The organism is Bradyrhizobium genomosp. III (assembly GCF_000261705.1).
GTDB lineage: Bacteria > Pseudomonadota > Alphaproteobacteria > Rhizobiales > Xanthobacteraceae > Bradyrhizobium > Bradyrhizobium ottawaense.
Genome location: NZ_AJQF01000095.1, coordinates 1 through 983, shown reverse-complemented (window position 1 = coordinate 983; position 983 = coordinate 1). Strand labels below are relative to the sequence as shown.

The 983-nt window shown below is 63.8% G+C and carries 2 protein-coding genes and 1 pseudogene; all 3 read right to left on the bottom strand.

The features are described 5' to 3' along the window. Positions 1 to 285 (bottom strand): annotated as a pseudogene (locus IC66_RS0109320) (hypothetical protein); the annotation flags it as partial. 128 nt (positions 286 to 413) lie between these two features. Further along, a complete protein-coding gene (locus tag IC66_RS47655; protein ID WP_179880022.1) occupies positions 414 to 569 on the bottom strand; it encodes a hypothetical protein in 156 nt (51 codons plus the stop codon). A gap of 73 nt (positions 570 to 642) precedes the next feature. Next, the gene (locus IC66_RS47650) at positions 643 to 819 is read right to left on the bottom strand and encodes a hypothetical protein (protein WP_018318299.1); all 177 of its coding nucleotides are present in this window, start codon (positions 817 to 819) and stop codon (positions 643 to 645) included. Positions 820 to 983: the final 164 nt, after the last annotated feature.

The following is a 983-nucleotide window of genomic DNA, read 5'->3' as shown; positions in this document are numbered from 1 at the left end:
GGTGGCGGCAGCCGTGATCGCCAGCAGGCCGAGTTGGACCAGATCGGTGATGGTCAAGCCGGAAACACCGTGGCGGCCGAGGAGGAGCAGCGCCGCACCGATCACCGCGACGGCCGCGCTGGTGACGGCGGAGGCGAGACCCGACAGTGCGCCGGCGAGCGCCACGATGCCGACGAGCAGCGGAACGGGCGAGGTAGTGGGGAGAAAGCGATCGAAAAGCATCGCCAGCAGCAGGGTTGCTGCCGTCAGCACCGGACCGGAGATCGCACGCCATCCGAACCGCATGGACCCGTCTCGCTACTCCCGAACGAGGTAACGTCGCAACACTGACTGATCGTTGCGTCACCGCGATACGTTTTCCCGCGGTGTGTTTAAGGCCCGCTTGCGTGCAAGCTTCAGGTTTTCGGATGATTTTAGACCAAGTGGGTGTGCTTGAGGGGCTGTTGCAGCGCCGGCGCATTCAGCGTCGAAATCCCCGGGCCCTTGCGCGTGACGACAATCAACAGCGACGCCGCGACCAAAATGGCCGCAGTCAGTGTGATTGCAACGACTACCACGGGTGATTTCATCGACGTCCTGTCGCGATGCCTGAAGGCGCGGGGCACGCGGCGCCTTGAAGGCTGGACCAGGATGAAACGGGAATCAGACCGGCAGGCCCATCGCCATGGTCGCCTTGGTCGACAGCACCGTCAGGGTGACGATCAGGCACAGCGAGAGCGCGGCGACGGCAAGCGAGGCCGCGACCGCGTTGGTCAGCCGGGAAGACGCGACGGTAGCGGGATGGCCCTGAAAGCCTGCCGTGCCGGACGCCCGTATCATGGTCTAAATCCTTCAAAGCGCGAGCGAATCACCCCCGACTTTCCACAATTTCCCAGTTTCAACCGGCAATATTGCGGCGGCTATCGCGCGGAAAATGGCGGGATTGCGGCGAATATTGCCTTTGTACCCGCTATTCGCCAGAGCGCAGGGCGCGCGCTCAGGCG

What these genes read in the sequence shown, in the direction of transcription:
- IC66_RS47655 (WP_179880022.1), bottom strand. Translation starts at nt 569, where the DNA reads ATGAAATCACCCGTGGTAGTCGTTGCAATCACACTGACTGCGGCCATT.
- IC66_RS47650 (WP_018318299.1), bottom strand. Translation starts at nt 819, where the DNA reads ATGATACGGGCGTCCGGCACGGCAGGCTTTCAGGGCCATCCCGCTACC.